15 protein-coding genes and 1 pseudogene are annotated in these 20,089 nt (G+C 41.6%); 9 read left to right on the top strand and 7 right to left on the bottom strand.

Going from position 1 to position 20,089, the window contains the following annotated elements:
* Positions 1 to 5 precede the first annotated feature (5 nt).
* The 5 genes from upp to HXT25_RS02785 form a co-directional block, all read right to left on the bottom strand.
* Positions 6 to 644 (bottom strand): uracil phosphoribosyltransferase, encoded by a 639-nt coding sequence (gene upp, locus HXT25_RS02805; RefSeq protein ID WP_004114100.1) that lies wholly within the window; start codon positions 642 to 644, stop codon positions 6 to 8.
* A 297-nt stretch (positions 645 to 941) separates the two neighbouring features.
* Positions 942 to 1,604 carry a hypothetical protein gene (locus tag HXT25_RS02800; protein WP_004573617.1) on the bottom strand — a complete coding sequence of 221 codons (663 nt, stop codon included), beginning with the start codon at positions 1,602 to 1,604 and terminating at the stop codon, positions 942 to 944.
* Positions 1,605 to 1,650: 46 nt separating this feature from the next.
* On the bottom strand, positions 1,651 to 2,814 hold the full coding sequence (locus tag HXT25_RS02795) for an NUDIX hydrolase (protein WP_285070288.1): 1,164 nt from the start codon (positions 2,812 to 2,814) through the stop codon (positions 1,651 to 1,653).
* A gap of 303 nt (positions 2,815 to 3,117) precedes the next feature.
* On the bottom strand, positions 3,118 to 3,840 hold the full coding sequence (locus HXT25_RS02790; RefSeq protein WP_048730801.1) for an RloB family protein: 723 nt from the start codon (positions 3,838 to 3,840) through the stop codon (positions 3,118 to 3,120).
* Positions 3,841 to 3,895: 55 nt separating this feature from the next.
* Positions 3,896 to 5,221 (bottom strand): AAA family ATPase, encoded by a 1,326-nt coding sequence (locus tag HXT25_RS02785; protein ID WP_285070286.1) that lies wholly within the window; start codon positions 5,219 to 5,221, stop codon positions 3,896 to 3,898.
* 369 nt (positions 5,222 to 5,590) lie between these two features.
* Between HXT25_RS02785 and HXT25_RS02780 the strand changes: the two genes are divergently transcribed.
* Positions 5,591 to 6,958, top strand: a complete 1,368-nt coding sequence (locus tag HXT25_RS02780) for an ATP-binding protein (protein WP_009994247.1) — start codon at positions 5,591 to 5,593, stop codon at positions 6,956 to 6,958.
* An 89-nt stretch (positions 6,959 to 7,047) separates the two neighbouring features.
* On the opposite strand, the gene HXT25_RS02775 is transcribed toward HXT25_RS02780, so the two are convergent.
* Entirely contained in the window at positions 7,048 to 9,285 is a 2,238-nt protein-coding gene (locus HXT25_RS02775) for an RNA degradosome polyphosphate kinase (RefSeq protein ID WP_004114108.1), read from the bottom strand.
* 574 nt (positions 9,286 to 9,859) lie between these two features.
* Between HXT25_RS02775 and HXT25_RS02770 the strand changes: the two genes are divergently transcribed.
* The 3 genes from HXT25_RS02770 (at position 9,860) to HXT25_RS02760 (ending at position 12,638) form a co-directional block, all read left to right on the top strand.
* Positions 9,860 to 10,591, top strand: a complete 732-nt coding sequence (locus tag HXT25_RS02770; protein WP_004573623.1) for an MIP/aquaporin family protein — start codon at positions 9,860 to 9,862, stop codon at positions 10,589 to 10,591.
* A gap of 162 nt (positions 10,592 to 10,753) precedes the next feature.
* Positions 10,754 to 11,803 (top strand): glutamyl-Q tRNA(Asp) synthetase, encoded by a 1,050-nt coding sequence (locus HXT25_RS02765; protein ID WP_065189706.1) that lies wholly within the window; start codon positions 10,754 to 10,756, stop codon positions 11,801 to 11,803.
* A gap of 34 nt (positions 11,804 to 11,837) precedes the next feature.
* Positions 11,838 to 12,638, top strand: coding sequence for a YggS family pyridoxal phosphate-dependent enzyme (locus tag HXT25_RS02760; protein WP_422118646.1), 801 nt, complete (start codon positions 11,838 to 11,840; stop codon positions 12,636 to 12,638).
* 49 nt (positions 12,639 to 12,687) lie between these two features.
* Here the strand turns inward: HXT25_RS02760 and HXT25_RS02755 are convergent, their stop codons facing one another.
* The gene (locus HXT25_RS02755; protein ID WP_004137642.1) at positions 12,688 to 13,503 is read right to left on the bottom strand and encodes a fumarylacetoacetate hydrolase family protein; all 816 of its coding nucleotides are present in this window, start codon (positions 13,501 to 13,503) and stop codon (positions 12,688 to 12,690) included.
* Positions 13,504 to 13,871: 368 nt separating this feature from the next.
* Between HXT25_RS02755 and clpB the strand changes: the two genes are divergently transcribed.
* The 5 genes and pseudogenes from clpB (at position 13,872) to HXT25_RS02730 (ending at position 20,068) form a co-directional block, all read left to right on the top strand.
* Complete coding sequence (clpB, locus tag HXT25_RS02750; protein WP_004137632.1) at positions 13,872 to 16,466, top strand: ATP-dependent chaperone ClpB; 2,595 nt, start codon at positions 13,872 to 13,874, stop codon at positions 16,464 to 16,466.
* Between the two features lie 294 nt (positions 16,467 to 16,760).
* The gene (locus tag HXT25_RS02745; protein WP_004574454.1) at positions 16,761 to 16,922 is read left to right on the top strand and encodes a hypothetical protein; all 162 of its coding nucleotides are present in this window, start codon (positions 16,761 to 16,763) and stop codon (positions 16,920 to 16,922) included.
* A gap of 44 nt (positions 16,923 to 16,966) precedes the next feature.
* Positions 16,967 to 17,722: pseudogene (locus HXT25_RS02740) on the top strand (ABC transporter ATP-binding protein).
* A 530-nt stretch (positions 17,723 to 18,252) separates the two neighbouring features.
* Positions 18,253 to 19,347: a hypothetical protein gene (locus HXT25_RS02735; RefSeq protein ID WP_013399345.1), complete on the top strand. Its 1,095-nt coding sequence runs from the start codon at positions 18,253 to 18,255 to the stop codon at positions 19,345 to 19,347.
* Positions 19,337 to 20,068 carry a hypothetical protein gene (locus tag HXT25_RS02730; RefSeq protein WP_004137763.1) on the top strand — a complete coding sequence of 244 codons (732 nt, stop codon included), beginning with the start codon at positions 19,337 to 19,339 and terminating at the stop codon, positions 20,066 to 20,068. Before HXT25_RS02735 ends, HXT25_RS02730 begins: the two co-directional genes overlap by 11 nt.
* The last annotated feature ends 21 nt before the right edge of the window (positions 20,069 to 20,089 follow it).

Raw genomic sequence — 20,089 nt, 5'->3', positions numbered from 1 at the left:
AACTATTAATCAATTAAACCATACAAGCGATCGCCAGCATCGCCAAGACCAGGAACGATATAAGCCTTGTCGTTTAAGTGCTCATCAACAGCGCAAACAACAACCTTAAAGTCAATAGAAGGATCAATCTCCTTCTCCAGGCGTTCCAAGCCTTCTGGAGCTGCCAAAATGTTAATAGCAGTAACATCCTTAGCGCCGCGCTCAGCCAAATAGTGCGTAGCCGCAATAAGAGTGCCACCAGTGGCAAGCATTGGGTCCAGTAAGAAGCACTGACGACCAGTCAAATCTTCTGGCAAACGGTTAGCATAAGTGACGATGTCGAGAGTCTGCTCGTCGCGCTTCATACCAAGGAATCCAACCTCAGCGGTTGGAAGAAGGCGAGTCATGCCGTCAAGCATACCCAAACCTGCGCGCAAAACTGGCACAACCATTGGGCGTGGGCGGTTCAAATGCTTGCCAGTCATCTTGCAAATAGGAGTTTCAATCTCGCGATCGCTAACTTCCAAATTGCGGGTTGCTTCGTATGCTTCGAGAGTTACCAATTCGGAAACTAACTCGCGGAAAATGTTAGAAGGTGTATTCTTATCACGCAAAACGGTGAGCTTGTGGTCCACCAGCGGATGATGTAAAACATGAAGATCCATACCTTCTAGATTAGTGCAAGTGCGGCATGTTAAGCTATCGGCGTGCCGTGACTATTTAGAAAAAATATAAACAAGTGTTAATGAAGGTTGAATTTTGTGAATTGCTGGAAAATTAAAACATACTTAAAAACGCTGACTTGCGAAAGCGCCTGTCGGCGCAAACGCCGCTCGCAGCGGCAAAAAATGGAGCCCGGGGCTTAAACACAAGCCAGCGTCACTTCCCGAGTATACATGCTTTTAGATTTCAGCGCGCCGCGCTGTTGTATAACAAATAAACGCAGTGTGATAACAAATAAACTAATCGAGTTTTCCAAGTCTCCACAATTTAGCTCCATTAGCGAAGCATAAGGAAAGTGCATGCACGTTTGCAGATTTGTGCAAAACGCTAGCAAGACGCTGTGAATCATCTCTTTTGGAATCGTTCATCTTCTGTGTTAATTTTTTCGCGTAAGAACGCATTCCGCACGAAATAATCGCAGTAAACGCAGAAGCTCGATATAGAGCAACAGCAAAATCGCCCGTAAAAGCACCAGAAAGAATAGAATCCGCGAGTCGCGCAATATCTTCTCCTGTAGGAGCTTCGTCAATTCCAGTAATTGCGGAAGCGCTAGTTGCAGAAGGTTCTCCAAGATTCCAATACTCCGCATATGCTTCTCGCTGCTTACGCAAAGACTCCCTAAGCAAATATAGCCTAAAAAGCATTCCAGGGAGCGAATCTGGTTGCGCTTGACTCCACAAGTCTGCGATGACCTCAATACCCTCATTCTCAACCAAATTCAGTACGCGTTCCACAATCTCTGGAGATTGTGTTTTATGCACGCGGTTAAGCAGAACTGCTGCTGAAGTGTGGCTGATTTCGTTTACAATTTGTGGATCTGTGCCGCCTTCAATTTGCGCGAGCATTGCAGGATCCATTTGTGCAGGTCTGCTTGGGCGACTTGCACCTATTGGACTTGGCATAAAAGCAGATCTGCTCGAATGGATAGAACTCGATTGTGAATTAAGGCTAGTAGACAATTGGTAACACCTTTTCAATATCAATAATGCGAGCGCCTTTAGAAGTATTGCTAATATGCAAAACTATTGCGCTACCAGTAGGCATGTATGGAGATTTTTGGCTAAGTATACGTTTATGTGCTCGCGGTTTTGTGATTCCTCGCAAATAGTCAAAGAAAGTGCCGATAATAGGGCGATGCAAACACATAACTGTTGAATTGTTAATATTTGCTTCTGTGTTTTGTGTGTTTTGTGTATTTTGTGCGTTGCAATCAAGATTTTGTATTTCACTTATAAGAACAGATAATGTAGATTTTGGTTTATCCTCATGATGGTCTTCAGTAAGTTCCGCAATCTGTTCTATAGAAAGAGAAGAATCGTGTGCAAAAGTTGCAACAGTTTCCACGCAACGTTTCCAAGGTGACGAGACAATTCGATTTGGAGCATAGCAAGCAAGCTCACGACCTAGAGCGTAGGATGCTGCAGATCCAAGAGGAGTGATTGGACGAGTTGCTTCGCTGCCTTGCCATGATTTACGTGATTCAGCTTTTCCATGTCGTACTAGTATCAATGTCTTATATTCAGTTTGACCATCGTGTAGCTTTTCAAGAAAAGCATCTAAAACTTTTCTATCGCTATCGTGTGTGAGTTTTTTGCGAGCTTTAGAAGGAGTAAGCCATATAACATTGCCAATTTCAGTAGGTTTTGCTGGTTTTATTGGACCAAATGCTGGTAGTCGCTTCATTGCGGCATTCTCGTCTATTTCGCGCATCATCCAGTAGTGAATTCGCTTAACTACTTCTGTTTTGTTGTTGTTTTGTGAACTGTTTTTCGCACCGCTTTTTGAGATTGATTTTTTGCCTTCGTTTTCAAGCGGATATTCTATTTGTGCAATGTGAGGTCCTAGTGTTACTGCGTAGCCTGTTTCTTCCCCAACTTCGCGCACAGCTGTGTGACGATGCGATTCTTTTGGCTCATTCTTTCCTTTTGGCCAGCTCCAATCGTCATATTTAGGACGGTAGACTAGGCAAAGCTCAAAGTCGTCATCGCTTATCATGTTCGCTTGATTGCTTGTTTTTTTCAAGTCACTTGTGTTTGAGCTGTCTATTGTATTTCGCTTGCGATAAATAATTCCGCCAGCCGCCTCAACGTATCGCGTCGTTACTACACTCATATTCACTATTTTAGCGGTTTTCTTTCGCAACTTTTAGTTGTGCCTGGTTATTTATTACGATTCGTTTATTCGCTTATTTGGTTAGAGTCAATTTAGTTGCTGGTTTTCGCATATTTACGTTGCTTACGTTTATCACAGTTATGATAGTGATAAAAGCGCTGTGACTGTCATTTTAACTTCCGTGACTGTGATAATTCACTCCATAGACGTGATGACTCATCAATATTGCGCCATCATCTCACCCACATCTAGATTATTGCTGTTAATAACAGTAATGAAGACATATGTAGTTACATCATTAATTCACAATTTTTCTGACAAATCTATTCCTGATACACGCTTGCATTCATTTAATATTGTTTCTACTATTTCTGGAACATCTGTCCAAGGAGCGTAGTTTGACTTTTGAGTTACTGAAGGGTGATTTTTGCGATTTTCTATCTGTTCGGTTTGCATATGCTGCTTTGCGTTTTTAAAAGCATTCTTATAGTTTCCAGTTAATTTTTCTAATTGGATATGCTTATTTTTATTCCCAGTAGTGTTGTGAAGTAGCCCAAGTTCTTTTGCTTCTTTTTGGCAATCTCGCGTTTCTGTGCAAGAAAGAGGGCAGCTTTTTATATGGTCAATAAGCCATACTTCGAAGCAAGGGTTGGAAATTACTAATTTTATCTTCCCACAAGTTGAATCCGACTTAGATTGAGCTTGTTGAATTTTTTCTCCAAATTCATCAACGTCTGTTACAACCCATACCAGTGTAAACGGATCGTAGTTTTCTTTTTTCGCTTCTTTGCAGTCTAATCTCTCAAGTTTAATCGCATAATTTGTTAAAGTGAGTGGATCTACGCCCTCTTTTTCTATGTTAATTGATTTATGAATATCCCATGATGTAGCACAATATTTACTTACTTCTGATTTTATATAGCTAAAATACTCAAACTCTGTAACTACACCGCCACAAACAATGAGGAATCTTTTATTTCGTTTCGACTGTTTCTTTGAACGGCCGTGTGATGGAACATGAACCATAGCCCGCTCCTCATGAATACTAGTGTTTTATATCGTTTTGAATATTGGTAGTGTTTTAGCTTCTGTTAGTATTTGTAAGTATTTCCGCAAAAACATCATATAGAGACGGTTGTGGTGCTGAAGCGTATATGTTGTGTTGATAGTTTTTACCAAAGTTTACATTGCGGTTTTCCCATTCTGTAAGTGGATGTAATGAAGATTCACCTAATGTGTTTTTCTCTATAAACCAAATTTGATCTCTGTCGAGAATAGTTTTGTCGGTTCCAAAATTACTAATAAGACTTAAATCGTGAGTAGTAAAAATTAATTGCGATTGGTTAGGATTCGTTTCTGGATTACTGTAAAGCTTGAGTATTTCAGACACGAATTGCATGCTTAGACTTGTGTCGATTTCATCGATTAGAAGTATGGAATGTTTTGATAATGCATCTATAACGAAAGCAAATAGCAATAATGCTGTTTTAGTTCCTAAAGATTCAAAATCTTCAGGAAGTTGGCAATCTTTTTGACCAGAATGTGTAAACATTAAACGTGAAACACTGAATTTTTGCAATTTTTCAGTGTTTTCAGAAGTGTTATTTGTAAATTTATTGTTATCTCCGTCAAGTTCGTTGATAAGATTTGCAAGTCTCGCTAGTTTTTCTGATTGTTTAGCATCTAGCTGTTCGGATTGGACTGTTACACCTTTTAATCCTAAATCTGCATATTTTAGCAACTTGCTAATGTTGGATGCAAAATCTGGATTTTCTTGTAAAACTTTTATCAAATTATTGTAATATTTATCAAAGTCAACTGTTCTGCATTGCTGTGTAGAAGTTATTTCTTCGTATGCAGCTTGCAATGCTTGCACTCCTGATGCTGCAGCTGTAGATAGAAATAAAGCATTGTCTCTTGTAATTTTTTCTACAGTTTTTCCTATGGTTTTTAGATTTGAGCCAAATCGCATTGGTTTGCCATGCTCTCGTTCAAACAGCACAGTTTTTCTGTTTGTTGTAGAGCGGAAAAGCCATAGTCCTTCTTCAATAATGTAATTATTATTGAAAGTGAACCAATATTTATATCTGTTGTTATCTTTTGCAATAAATTCTATAAAGAATGTTGAAGGTTCATTTTCAGATTCTTTATTTAAAAGAAAAGGAAGTGCATTTATTTTTGAATTTGAGTTACCGCCTTTGAAGCTTCCTTCCACAAAATTTTTTAAGAATGCTATGCATTTTAGCAGATTTGTTTTCCCTGAGGCATTTCCTCCGTAAATGGCTGCAAGAGTTGATACATCTGGATGGGGCCACGAACTGTTTTTTGCATGTACGGTTCTTTGCATGCTGAATTGTTGCGATTGACGAAAACTTAGCGCGTTTTCTACGCTAAAATTAAGCAACATAGTGGTCTCCAGTGCTAAGTTTGCTATTTAATCAAAAATAGCATCAATTTTTTGATTATTATCTACTATCTACAGCGATATATCTTATATAAGGATATCGTAAAATATCATATTTGCAATCTACAAATAGTTTTTTGTATAAAATGTACATAAAAGTAGTTGAAAATTTAAAGAATAAGATTATTGTTCTCGCGCGTGTAATTGACTTGTACTAAAACATTGGCAACACTAAATTCCCAAACTTACAAAAACTGGCAAATTATGGCGTAAAAAACATGCCAAAACTGGCAAATAATTGCTCAAAAAACCTCCTAAAACTGGCAAATAATGCTATAATCGTTGTAATATCAACATTAAAAAGAGTAAGCCATGGAACGACTAGCATTACAAAAATTAATCGCCTGGAATAGCAAGCCGAATCGCAAGCCGCTAATAATATGGGGTGCGCGCCAGGTTGGCAAAACGTATCTAGTAAAAGAACTTTTTGCGGAAAAATATTATAAAAATAGTTATATTTACATCGATCTTAAAAAAGAAGATGAGGTTCGTAACTTTTGCGAAAGCACAGCAAACGCAGAAAAGATTATAGAATACTTGTCTTTGCGATTTTCCAAGGCTATAGATGAAGGCACTTTGCTGATTTTTGACGAGATCCAAGAATGCCCAAATATTATTTCGTCGCTTAAATATTTTTGCCAAGATTTTAGAAAAATTCACGTAATTGCAACGGGTTCAATGGTGCGAATTAAATTGCATCGCGAAGCTCACAAGCAAAATTCGTCGAAATCAGCAGTTGGTCAATTCCTCTTTCCAGTAGGCAAAATTGACCAGATAACAATATATCCAATGACTTTTGGTGAGTTCCTACTGAACAATAATAGTCTTCTATATTCAAAGGTGCGCGAAGCATATGATTCTAAGCAAGCGCTGCCTACAGAAATTCACAATCTTGCGTTAAATGAAGTGTATAAATATTTGCTGATTGGGGGTATGCCAGAAGCAGTACAGGCATACATTGAACGTAAAGATTTACTAGAATCGCGTGAGATTTTGCGCTCGCTTTATGACAATTATCTTGCAGATATGGAGTTGTACCAAGCAAGTAGCGAATCGATTTTAAGATCTCGACTTTTATTTGAGAATATTTTCAGAGAGCTTAACAAGGAATCAAAAAACTTTTCAGCTGGTCTTATTAAAAAAGACAGTAGAACTAGAGATTTTGCGACGTCCATTCAGTGGCTGCTTATGACTCATATTGTTAATCAGTCATTCCAACTCAAAGAGCATATAACCACGCCGCTTATGCAAGAAAACGAAAGTAATTTCCGACTATTTTTGTGCGATATTGGCATGTTCTCATATCAAAGCGGAGTTAATGCAGCATCTTTTATTTCAAACGAAAGAGACAATACGCTATCTGGTATTTTCTTCGAAAATTACGTTGCAAACGAACTTAGCGCAAATGGTTTAAAACTGTTTTATTGGCGCGGAAAATCAGATTCAGAATTGGAATTTATAATTGAATCAAATAACAAACTTTTTCCGATTGATGTTAAAAAAGGCAGAGGAACTCTTAATTCTCTAAATAAGTTTGCAATGCACAACAAGTTTGAGTTTGCAATAAAAGTTTCTAAAAATAATTATGGCTATGATGCAAATCAGAAAATCGCGACTATGCCATTTTATTTTATGACGTTCGTGGCTAGCGATTTGGCTGAGGGAACGCTTGAGATTTAGTCAGATTAGAAGGAGCAATAAATACAACAAGAGCCAGAATCATATTGCTGAATCTGGCTCTTTGCCTATTGTTTATTAGTTACTCGCAATCAGTTCACACCTCGAGGTTTGCGTGTGTGAGTATGAATTAGATATTCCTGACTGTCGACTAGAGGACGACCTTCGGAATCGCGAGAATGCAGCGTGTATGTGCCATCTCCATCCATCCACCAAGAAACTGTTGAATCAGCCATTTGCAAATCAATGTACTGAATCAACGCTTCCACCTGGTCTGGAGCGCTTATGCGAACCAGTGTTTCAACGCGGCGATCAAGATTTCGATGCATCAAATCGGCCGAGCCAATCCACACTTCTGGGCCACTTGCAGGACCATCGCCAATTTGCGGACCGCAAGAATTAGCAAAAGCATAGATTCGGCTGTGCTCAAGGAATCTGCCAAGAATAGAGCGAACTCGAATATTCTCGCTCAATCCTTCAATGCCAGGCTTTAGCGAGCAAATTCCACGCTCAACAATGTCAATCTTTACTCCAGCTTGAGCCGCGCGGTACAAAGCGTCAATCGTCTTTTCGTCAACAACAGAATTGACTTTAATCTTAATCCACGCTTCTTTTCCAGCAAGAGCCGCTGCCTCTTCCCTGCGAATTCGCTCAATAATGCCCGTTCGAACTGTGCGAGGAGCCACAAGCAAGCGATGGAAACTAGACTTTGGAGCGTAACCCGAAAGCTGATTAAACAAGCGAGTCAAATCTTGACCAACTACAGGATCGCAAGTAAGCAAGCCCAAATCTGTGTAAAGGCGAGCCGTCTTAGGGTTATAGTTGCCAGTACCAACGTGGCAATAGCGGCGCAATCCTTCGGCTTCTTGGCGAACCACAAGCGAAAGCTTGCAATGCGTCTTCAATCCAACAATGCCGTAAACAACGTGAACGCCTGCGCGCTCAAGCTTACGCGCCCAAGCAATGTTGGCGTCCTCGTCGAATCTCGCTTTAATCTCAACAAGCGCAAGAACCTGCTTGCCAGCGTGAGCTGCGTCAACAAGAGCGTCAATAATTGGCGAATTGCTAGACGTGCGGTACAGCGTTTGCTTAATTGCAAGCACCTTTGGATCTGCCGCCGCTTGCGCCAAGAACGCCTGAACAGAAGTAGAGAACGAATCATATGGGTGATGAAGCAAAATATCATGCTCGCGAATCGAAGCGAAAATATCTTGCGCATGGCTAGTTTCAACTTCTGCAATTTGGCGATTTGTAGTAGGAATAAACGGACGATACTTCAAATCTGGGCGATCCAGCGCTTGCAACTCAAAAAGAACCGTCATATCTAGCGGCGAAGGCAAACGATATACTTCTTCTGGGCTTACGCGCAACTGATTAGCCAGCAACTGAGACAAGAATGGGCTAGCTTCGTCGGAAATCTCAAGACGAATAGGCGGCCCAAAACGACGACGCAAAAGCTCCTTTTCCATAGCGTTGAGCAAGTTTTCTGCATCGTCTTCCTCAACGTCAATATCTTCGTTACGCGTAACGCGGAAAGATCGCGCTTCTTTAATAATCATGCCTGGGAAAAGCGATTCCAAATGTGCTGCAATCAACTTTTCCATAGGAATAAAGCCGTAGCGCTCTTCGCGACCCTCTTCGTCGGTTAAATCGTCAACTGGAACAAGACGATTCAAATTATCTGGAATCTTTACGCGAGCAAAATGCGATTTTCCAGAATTTGGATTTTCTACAATAACAGCCAAGTTGATTGACTTGCCAGAAATATATGGGAACGGGTGTGCAGGATCCACTGCAAGTGGCGTTAATACTGGGAAAACCTGCTTGCGATAATAGTCTGAAAGTCTATCTTTTTCGGATTGCGTAAGCTTGTCCCAACTGAGCATAACAATGCGCTGCTTAGCAAGCTCTGGCAAAATGTGGTCAATAACATAATGCGCATGCTCATCTTGACGACGATGTGTAACCTCGCTAATTGCTCGCAACTGCTGACGCGGGCTAAGCCCACTTGCAGCGGTTACTGCGATTCCTGAGTCGATTCTGCGCTTTAAGCCTGCAACTCGGACCATAAAGAACTCGTCTAGGTTGGAGGCAAAGATGGCTGCAAAATTAGCGCGTTCAAGAAGTGGTAAATCGGTATTTTGCGCTAACTCAAGCACGCGACGATTGAACTTTAACCAGCTTAATTCTCGGTCAAAGAAGCGATCTTTTGGCAACGGTAGCTCGCCCTCACGAGCTTCACGCTTTTCTGCCTTTTCGTCTTCGGCGATGTGCTCTGCAATTTGACCGCGCAGAATCGCCTTTGAGGGAGCGTCAAAAATTTGTACCATACTCCGTAATTGTATGCACTGTAAGGGATGTGCGCGACTGAGTGTCGGCAGCTATGCGGCTCGACACGCCGATAATTGCAATATGTGAACGCATCTGAACATGACAACCATTGCATATTCACAAAATGATGCAAAACCATCTATTTTTTATGTGCGAATGAACACTAATTACAATATGCGAACAAAGATGATTTTGTACTTTACTAAAGAACAAAAAACAGTAATAATAAGAATCACAAGAACAAATTAAAAGAGCGGTAGACCACAGAAAATGTATGGATGTTAGATTCCAATTACGTTGGACGGATACATAAGACTTTACCGTTGCAACGAGGATGTTGTGCAGATAGAACCGCTGAAGATTGTTTTTGTAAGTAAGAGGCTCGCCAGTGTGGCGGGCCTCTTTTGATATATGACTATTTGATATTTACTCGCAGTGTCGTGTTCATAGGGGAAACTATCAAAGAATAATTGTTGGAATAATAATTGCTGGATTCATTTTCTTAGCTTCTTTGAAAATGAGATGTGGTACAAAAGCAAAAGCAACAAAACAATTAAGAAGGATCGAAGGACCATGCAACATTCATTTACAGTAATGTTGGCAGCCGAGTTTATTGGAACTGCCATTCTTATGATTTTTGGCAATGGAGCCGTTGCCAATGTTGAACTTAAAAACACTAAAGGTCATCACGCAGGCTGGCTAAACATTGCTATGGGCTATGGTTTTGGCGTTATGTTCCCAGTGCTAATGTTCGGTGGAATTTCTGGCGCGCACATAAATCCTGCTATGACAATTGCGCAAGCTGTTTGCGGAATGTTCCCTTGGGCAAACGTACTTCCGTATATTGTGGCTCAGCTTTTGGGCGCATTGGTCGGTCAGCTTATTGTGTACGTAACTTATTTGCCACATTACAACGAAACCGAAGAGCCAGAGGCTATTCTTGGCACGTTCTGCACTACGGATGCTTACAATAACAAGCTTAACTACTTCCTAAACGAATTCTTTGGCACGCTCGTGCTTGTTTTGGCTGCGCTTTGCTGCCTTACTTCTCCTTGGGGAGAGAAGAATTTGGCTGGAGCATCAATCGTAGTCGGCTTTGTTGTTTGGGGATTGGTGACTTCTATGGGCGGTCCGACTGGTCCTGCTTTGAATCCTGCTCGAGACCTTATGCCACGTTTGCTCCACGCCATTTTGCCTATTCCGCACAAGGGTTCTTCTCGTTGGGGCGAGGCGTGGATTCCAGTCGTAGCCCCTATTGCCGGCGCAATCTTGGGCGTGCTTATGTTTAAGTCGCTATTTGCATAAAACAGTTGCTTTTAACTGTTATTGATTGTGATTAATTGCGGTTGTAAGAAGCGCGTGATGCTAGTATGAATGCGTTACGCGCTTTTTATTTTGCAAGTTTATGTTTTGCAAACTTGTGCTTATTAAGAAAGATTTTAAGAAAGATATTAGAAAGACGAAATCATGTTTTCTAAGTCACCTATTGCAATTGGTCGTTTTGCGCCGACTCCTTCTGGGCGTATGCATATTGGCAATATGGTAGCAATGTTGGCTGCTTGGCTTTCTGCAAAGTCGCAAGGTGGAAGCATGATTTTGCGTCTGGAAGATCTCGATATTGCTAGAATGCCAAAAGATGCAAGCGCGCGAGTGATTGACGATTTGAAGTGGGCTGGGCTTGATTGGGTTGGTGAGCCGACTTATCAGCATGAGCGCACTGCACTCTACCAAGAAGCTCTTGATGCGTTAGAATCTTTGCAAGACGGAGACGGGAATTCCCTGATTTACCCGTGTTTTTGCTCGCGTTCCGATATTCGCGCGATTGCAGCGCCGCAAGAAGGCGACGGCTTTATACGCTATCCCGGTACGTGCAGAAATCTTCGCAAAAATGCGCAAGGCTTGGCGCAAATCGAAAAGCGTTTGCAAAATAATCAACAACATTCTTTGCGGCTTGCTGTACCGACTGCTGATTTAAACCAAGCGAATGTGAGTTTTATAGACGCGATTTTTGGTGCGCAATCGTTTAACATTAATCGCGACTTGGGAGACATGGTGATTCGTCGCGCGGATGGCGTGTTTTCCTACCAGCTTGCGGTTGTTGTTGACGATGTGCTTTCGGGAGTAAACGACATTGTGCGCGGACGCGATTTGCTGCGTTCGGCGGCTCTTCAAATTTGGATTGGTGAGCTGTTAGAAAAATCGGGATTTTTTGCGGCTAACGGCGTGCATTACGTGCGTCCGCAATTTGCGCACTTGCCACTAATTGATAACGCTCAAGGCGAGCGACTCGCAAAAAGCAAGCATTCACTAGATGTTGGCGCACTTCGTGAATCTGGCTGGAGCGCCGAGCGCATGATTGGTTACTGCATGTATCTTTTGGGATATAAGAATCCTGAGCAAACTCGCCCAGCAGATATGAGCGCTGCAGATGCGCTCGCGTTATTTAAAAGCGACGAAACGCCGTGGAATTCTGTTCGCGCAAACTTAGCAGACAAATCCGTGCCCTTCCTCGACTAAACTATGTATTTAGAATGATAGATTGGGGCAATAAATGGCATATATGACGCAAAAAGATTTAGCGAATACTGAGGTAGATTGTGTTCGCGCGCGTCAAATTGCCGACGGCGTGCACAGCGTGCAAGACGCCATTGCTCAAGCCGAATCGCATTATGGGTGCAAATCTGAGTCGGTTACGCTGCTTGCTGCAACTAAAACGCGAGATGTTGGCGAAATTATGGCAGCGCTTAAAGCTGGAGTGCGCGTAATTGGGGAAAATCGTCCGCAAGAAATTGTTGCAAAAGCAGAAATTTTACGCAAGGAAGCTGCGCGCGAGAATTTAAGCGTTGGTGTAAACGGCGAAATTCCGCTCTACTTAATAGGTCAGTTGCAAAGCAATAAAATAAACAAAGTCTTGCCTCTTGCAAATGGGATTCAGTCGGTTGATAGCATTGATCTTGCGCAAAAAATATCTGCTCGCGCTCAAAATTTGGGACTTCGCGTAGACGTTATGTTGGAAGTGAATGTTTCGGGAGAATTTACGAAATCCGGATGCGCGCCAGAACGTGCGATTGACGAAGCTCTCGCTATATCTAGCCTGCCTGCGCTTAATTTGCACGGATTTATGACACTTGGAGCGCGCGTGGATGATGAAAAAATAGTGAGAAGTGGTTTCGCAAAATTGCGAGAAATTAGAGATTGCGTGAGTGAACAACTCGCGCAAGATCATGATGGAAACTCTACAAAATTAGAGCTTTCAATGGGAATGTCTGGTGATTTTGCGTGGGCGATTGCCGAAGGTTCGACGATGGTTCGAATTGGTTCGGCAATCTTTGGCCCGCGCGCATTTGTATAGTATTAAGTTTTGTCTAGCTTCTGATTTTTATCTTTTACTTTTATTACCGTTACGCATGCATAATCACATTGCGCAGCGAACCAATACCATCTACATGCACAATCGCTTCGTCGCCAGCGTGCAAAGTTCCTGCTGGATACGGCGTTCCTGTCAAAATCACATCTCCTGGAAGAAGAGTTGAGAAGCTTGAAATCGCAGCGATTTGCTCTGGAATACTGTGAATCAATCGCGCTGTGGTGCCGCTCGCCTCTGGCACATCTTTTCCATTAAGCGTAAACGAGATATGCGCGTCTCGCCAATTTAGCTCGGTTGTAATCCATGGACCAAGTGGGCAAGACGTGTCGAATCCTTTTGCGCGCGTAAACATTGGATCGCTGCCTGCGCAATCACGCAAAGTCACGTCATTTACGCAAGTAAAGCCAAAAACGTAGTCCATTGCCTTATCGACCGACACATTCTTGGCGATTTTGCCCATAACAACAGCCACTTCTGGCTCAAAATTCATATCGTTTGAAAAAGCAGGAATAACAATTGGGTCGTCTGGGCCAATTACAGATGTGCTCGGCTTTGTAAAAATCACCATGTCTGCTGCCGTGTGGCTTGACGACGCAGCAGAAGATGCGCGCTCTTCGGCAGAACGCGTATCGTAGTTTTTTGCCAATCCGTATACTTTTGAAGGAATCACTGGTGCAAGCAGGCGCACGCCATCGGCATCTAACTCGTAGCGCTTGCCTGTTGGCTTAACTCCTTGAGGGCTTAGTGGATGACCTTCTAGCGCTACTAAATAATCCTTGCCGTCTGCTTCGTCTTTTTGGACAAACGCGTATTGAGGAACTTCATTATAGGAAAAACGTGCAATTCTCATATTTTTAAGATTACGACATATTTAATACTTATTTATTTTTAATACTTATTTATTTTTAATACTTATTTATTTTTAATACTTATTTATTTTTAATACTTATTTATTTTTAATACTTGACTTTGTTACTTTGCGATTGACTATTGACGATTAACGAATTTTTGACTGACGACTTTGCAATTGATGAATTTGATATGGAAAAGTCGCAAGCAACCGTTGTATAAGAAAACGCCACAAACATCTTGAAAACAAAACTTGAGTGTAGTAGACTCAAGTTTTAGAAATTGACAGAATGTGGTTTGAGTGCAATCGCAAAAAGTGCACGTAAATCACCTAAAATCCGCTAGATAGCGGTGCAAATGGGGGTAAATATGGAACAAAAATTTACGACCTTAGCGCAAGATGCATTAAGTGATGCTGTGCAAAGCGCGGCGGCAGCTGGCAATGCGCAAGTTGATACGTTACATTTGGCAGATGCTTTACTTCGACAAGAGCAAGGCGTAGTGCGCGCGCTTATTGCACAGGCTGGTGCAGATGCGCAACAAATCGGCGCTGAAATTCGCAACGCATTAGTGGCACTGCCTTCATCTACTGGCTCAACTACAACTAAGCCAGACGCAAGCCGTCAGCTTTTAGCTGCGCTAAGCCAGGCAGAAAAAGAAATGCGCACAATGGGAGACGAATACGTTTCTACAGAGCACATGCTTATTGGCATAGTTGCAAGCGCGCCGAATGCAGTTGCGGATATTTTCAAAAAGCACAACGTTTCCGCAGACGCGTTGCGCAAGGCTGTGCCAACTGTACGCGGAGGCGCGAAAGTTACAAGCCCAGATGCGGAAGGCAACTACAAAGCGCTCGAAAAATATTCGGTTGATATGACTGCGCGCGCTCGCGAAGGAAAGCTCGATCCAGTAATTGGACGAGACCAGGAAATTCGTCGCGTGATTCAGATTCTTTCTCGCCGCACGAAGAATAATCCTGTGCTAATTGGCGAGCCAGGCGTTGGAAAAACGGCAGTTGTAGAAGGATTGGCTCAGCGAATCGTTGCAGGAGATGTGCCTACAACTTTGCAAAACAAGCGTCTTATCAGTCTCGACTTGGCTTCGATGGTTGCAGGTTCGAAGTATCGCGGCGAATTTGAGGAACGCTTAAAGGCAGTGTTGAAGGAAATTCAACAATCAGACGGTCAAATTATTACGTTTATTGACGAAATTCACACTGTTGTTGGCGCAGGATCTGCAGAAGGTTCAATGGATGCTGGCAATATGCTTAAGCCAATGCTTGCGCGCGGCGAGCTGCGCTTGGTTGGCGCAACTACGCTTAACGAGTATCGCGAGCATATTGAAAAGGATTCGGCGCTTGAACGTAGATTCCAGCAAGTATTTGTTGGCGAGCCATCTGTTGAAGATACGGTGACGATTTTGCGCGGACTTAAGCAACGTTACGAAGCACACCACAAGGTGACGATTAGTGACGATGCAATCGTAGCTGCAGCAACGCTTTCAAACCGCTATATTACTGGCAGACAACTTCCAGATAAGGCGATTGATTTGGTTGATGAAGCGGCAGCTCACTTGCGTATGGAGCTTGATTCTCAGCCAGAAGAAATCGACGAATTGCAGCGCAAAGTTACGCGTCTTGAAATGGAAGAAATGCAATTAAAGAAAGCGGAAGATGCTGCTGCACGCGAACGCTTAGAAAAGTTGCAAGAAGAATTAGCAAACTCGCGCGAAAAGCTTACTGGTTTGAAAGCGCGTTGGGATGCGGAAAAGGCTGGTCACAACAAGGTTGGTGATTTGCGAGCGCAACTCGATGCTAAGCGCGTAGAAGCCGACAAATTCACGCGTGAAGGCAATTTGGAGCAAGCAAGCCGTATTTTGTATGGCGAAATCCCAAGCATTCAAAAAGCTTTGGAAGAAGCAGAATCCGAGGCTGCTAATGCTAAGAGTGAAGCAAAAGAGCCGATGGTTCCAGACCAGGTTGATGCTGATTCTATTGCTGGAGTCGTTAGCGAATGGACTGGCATTCCTGTTGGCCGCTTGATGCAAGGCGAAAATGAGAAGCTGCTTAACATGGAAAAGGAGCTTTCTAAGCGCGTTGTTGGTCAAAGCGAAGCAATTCAGGCTATAGCGGATGCTGTGCGCAGAAGCCGTGCTGGAATTGCAGACCCGAATCGCCCTACCGGTTCGTTCCTATTCTTGGGTCCTACTGGCGTTGGTAAGACGGAGCTTGCTAAGGCTCTTGCTGACTTTTTGTTTGACGACGAGCGCGCAATGGTTCGCATTGACATGAGCGAGTACATGGAAAAGGCTTCCGTTTCGCGTCTAATCGGTGCTGCTCCTGGTTACATTGGCTACGAGGAAGGCGGTCAGCTTACTGAAGCTGTGCGCAGACGTCCGTATTCTGTAGTGCTTTTTGACGAAGTTGAGAAGGCACATCCAGAAGTATTCGACGTTTTGTTGCAGGTTTTGGATGATGGTCGTTTGACTGACGGACAAGGTAGAACGGTTGATTTTACGAATACGATTTTGATTATGACATCAAACTTGGGTTCGCAATTCCTTGTGCAAGAAGGCTTGGACGATGCTGCTAAACGCAAGGCTGTTATGAACGCTGTTCACGCTGAGTTTAAGCCAGAGTTCATTAACCGTTTGGATGAGCTTGTTATGTTCCATCCGTTGAGCCGCGAAGAGCTTGGTGGAATTGTGTATATTCAAGTTCGCCAAGTGGCTGCACGCTTGAGTGACCGCCGCATTAGCTTGGATGTGAGTGATTCTGCTCGCGCTTGGCTTGCGGAGCATGGCTACGATCCAGTTTATGGTGCTCGTCCGTTGCGTAGATTGGTTCAAACGGAAATTGGCGATCAACTTGCGCGATTGCTGCTTTCTGGCAAGGTGCATGATGGCGCTCGCGTAGTTGCGGATTGTGAGAATACTAGCGACCATGTAACTCTCAAGATTGCGTAATATATGCACTATTTAATGTAGTCAAATAATGTAGTCAAATAAAACAAAGCGTGCTGTTTATTGGATTATTTTCCATTAGACAGCACGCTATTTTTGTATCTAAATAAAAAATATTTGTAGAAGGAACTTGAAATAAAAAGGTGGAATCCCCCTTAATTTTTCAAGTTATTGCTGATAATTGGCATTATAGGATATGCATATCTTTTAAAATTTTAATTGGTTTTTATAAAAATCTATTTTTTTTCATATTAAATTATCATAAAATATATGTACTTATTCAAGGCTGAATACGTTATGAAGCAGATTGAAAATGGAGATACGAATATGTTCGCAAAGAAAGGATTTGCAATAGTTGCGCTTGCTACTATTGTTTATGCTGTGCCAATTTCAGCTTATGCTCAGATGAGTGGTTCTGTAGTTGGAATAGACAGAGAAAATATACGAAGTTGTAGGTAAGTAGTCTAGTTATTAAGTGGTGAGATATGCAACAAGAATCATTTATGGGCTCAGATGTGCAACTTGTTAATGTGAATTTTTCGTATGGGAAAAAACAAATTTTGCATAATCTTTCTATAGATTTATCTTTTGGCATATGTGGTCTTTTGGGGCCAAATGGTGCTGGGAAAACTACTCTGCTTAACGTTATAGCGACGATTTATGCTCCCTCTAGTGGAAAACTTTTTGTTCATGGCTTTGACGTAACTTGTCGTGCGGAAAGGGCTAAAGCTCGGTCAAATATTGGTTATTTGCCACAATCATTTGAACTTATGAATGCATCGAGTGTGTTAAAAAATGTCCAATATGCCGCATGGGCGCGAGGTTTATCGTGGAGCGCCGCGTATCAAGCTGCTTGGAATGCTCTCAAACAGGTTGGCTTGGAAAAACAAGCGCATCGCATAGTTGCAAAAATATCAGGAGGTCAGCGTCAGCGTGCTGGTATTGCTTGTGTGATTGCTAGTCAGCCTGCAGTACTAATACTTGATGAGCCTACTGTTGGTTTAGATCCTGAGCAGCGTATTGATATTCGTAATTTTCTTAAGTCTTATTAGCAAAAGCATACTGTTATTGTCAGTACACATTTAGTAGAAGATTTAGCAGTAATTGCGGATCGGGTTATAGTTCTTAATGAAGGAATTATATTGCTTGATGGGAAAATGGATAATCTTCTTCAGTATGCTAATCGTGAAGATCTTATGGTAACTCCATGGGAATCAGGATATAGGCATTTGCTATCTAAATTTCATAAAAGTGAGTAGTAGCAGTAACTGGATATGTATAGTTTCTTATTTTGTTAATGTGGTAGTGAGTAGGGATGTGATTAAATATGCGTCAATATTCTAACTTTTTAACTGAATTCAGATTTTTTACGAAAAGTCATAAGAAGTGCACGATTGTTTCACATATTATGTACCCATTATCTCTAATAAGCAGTTGTATTTTTAGCTTATTTTTGATTGCATATCCTGTTTTTTTGGGTGTGGCAAATTTTTTAGCGCATAATAATAATTATGCGCTTTGGTTAAGAATTGATGTCACGTGGATGCATTGTTTGTCTGATATTGTTGCTTGCATTTTTGGCGCATGGTGTTCATGTAAAGCTTGCTCGCCCAGATGTTTGGTTAATCCTGCGTGGTGTGCAGGAAAATCAGCCAGTCGTTACGCTATTCCTATACTAAAAGGCGCTATACTGTGCAGTTTGTTATATTGCGTAAGTATATTGCCAACAGTAATTCAGAGTGATGTAAATATTACAAATTTTCCGTATTTTCCACTATTGTGTGGAGGCGTGACGCCGAGTGCATTTTTTGCAATTGGTTTTACTTTAGGAGTAATTATTGGCAATCGTTGGGCAATTGTATTATCAGCTTTATTATCTTTTGCAATAATTTGGTGCTGTATTTATGGCGTCATTATAATGCGTAATGGCGTTATCCCTCAGGGAGATATTTTTCCTAGATATTGGGGTAGTAGTTTATACGCAATACTTCCAGTGTCGGATGCTGGTATTGGTGCTGAGCCTGGTTTGCGAATGAACCCATGGTTGGTGACTTTGCGCATATTCTTTGTGTGTGTTGTTATCGTTTCATGCATTCTTTGTTGCGCGCATATTAGATATTTTTGGCAAAAGGGATCTTATTGGTGCATAAAAGCAATAAGTATTTCTTTAATTATGCCAATAGTATGTGCTTGTTGTATAGCTATGTGGGGTCCAAAACCTTGGATTCGCTCTGGACCTTTTGTGCCTCAGTGTACGACGTTTAAAGATACTGCTTTTTCTGTTTGTGTACATCCTGAAGAAGCTTATATTCGTAAACTTCGTGCTGTTAAACATTTGAAAACTGTTGCTTCTTGGTTTCCTAAGAATCAGAGAGATTCGCAAGGCAAAGGAATTGTGCTTGTGCTTGGAAATGCGTTTACTCCAACAAATACTGAAAAATCTTGGAATCTTACTAATAGTGGTTTAATAAAGTTACGTAATCTTAAAGCTACTGTTATTCAACAACAAACAGATACATTTGTTAGGCGTTCTGAGAAATATGGTGATATGACTGGTATCGCTCAAGAAGTGTTACAAAGATTTGTGCCTGCAAAATGTGCATCAAATGCTATGAAAGAAGTATATGTAAAAAAGAATCTTGATTCAAACGCTTCTGTTACAGCATTTTTGCTTGCTCAGCTTCCTTCTCGTATAAGTAATGATGTGTATGGGTCATATGGATTTATTCCAGGTGAAGCAAACGATAAAGTGGCTATGAGTATTAATAATGCTGATGATGCTAAGCTGAAACAATTTGTAAAAAATCATGTTAAAGAACTTAATCAATGCCGCATAACTCCACAACAAGTCTTATCGGAACTTGGTGATAAGCATGAAAAATAATTTTCGCGCTTGGCTTGAAGGTAGGCATTATATTGTTGCAATCGTTGCAATTTTATTGTCCGTAGTCCTTCCCTCTTTAATGCTTGTTATATTCAGATCATTTGTAACGCAGTTGCCAGTTTATGTTGGTTATATTTGTTTGCCGGATTCTGCTAATGTGCATAATGCGGTAGGAGGTATAACGTTTCAATGTCAATCTGGTAGTAGTGTTGTTAATTTTGTTGTTCCTCTGTATGAAGTTATTGTAGTTGGGTTTATTGCCGCGGCATTCGTTTGTCTTGCTCCGATTATGGTATCGTGGGAACGTTTCGTGATGAAAAGGTTGCGAATATATGCATTGAGTGCTGCTTTATTGTGTTTGTTTGTTTCATTTGGCGCTTCAGTGTTGATTGTTCGTATAGTTGACTTGCAGCTATTTAGTACATTGCAGATGATTTTAGGTAATGCGTGGATTGATATTGTGCTCATAATGATTGGATTAGCCTGTTTTGGAAGGTTTTACGGTCTTGCATTTGGTGTCTTTTTAGTGGTGATGAATATTGCTACACAAGGTTTGCAAAGTAAAATTGGATTGATTTTGCGATGGTATCCTTCTGGAACTTTGCCTGTAATTCCTGGACAATCCATATTGTTATACGTCATTGTTGTGCTTACTGTAATTGCAGTTTGCCTATGGAGCGGCACGTGTGGACGTGGATTGCTTTATTTTGAACGTGCTTAAAAGACGTGTCTAATTATGTTT

Origin of the sequence: Gardnerella sp. DNF00476 (assembly GCF_049262735.1) — a bacterium.
In the GTDB taxonomy this organism is placed as follows: Bacteria; Actinomycetota; Actinomycetes; order Actinomycetales; family Bifidobacteriaceae; genus Bifidobacterium; species Bifidobacterium vaginale.
Note: the sequence above shows the minus strand (reverse complement) of the source record. Positions and strands in the feature narration are given on the sequence as shown.